Source organism: Treponema sp. R6D11 (genome assembly GCF_054786075.1).
Genome location: NZ_BDHD01001279.1, coordinates 1 through 342, shown reverse-complemented (window position 1 = coordinate 342; position 342 = coordinate 1). Strand labels below are relative to the sequence as shown.

Here is a 342-nt window from a genome sequence, read left to right as displayed (position 1 = left end):
GGTCGCCTTTTAGGATTGCATCGATTTTGCCGTCTAAGTCAGCTGCGACATGTTCGAATTTGGTAGGGCTTGGAGTGCCTGAAATATTGGCAGAGGGGGCAGGGATCGGGCATTTGGATGCTTTCAAGAAATCTAATGTAATTTTACAATTTGGCACACGGACGGCGACGGTTTCTCGTCCGCCGGTTATATATTTTGGAACGATGTCACTCTTTGGCAAGATAAAAGTTAAGGGAGCTGGGCAGAATTTATCGTATAATTTTTTTAATAATTCTAATTGTTTTTTTGTAGGGGTAATTAAGGGAAAGATGCTTTCGAAATTTGCCACATGGAGGATGAGAG

1 protein-coding gene is annotated in these 342 nt (G+C 42.1%); it reads right to left on the bottom strand.

The window, feature by feature from the left end:
• Positions 1–328 (bottom strand): L-threonylcarbamoyladenylate synthase (locus ACYVTD_RS18435; RefSeq protein ID WP_461249045.1); only part of this gene is annotated, 328 nt, incomplete at its 3' end.
• Positions 329–342: the final 14 nt, after the last annotated feature.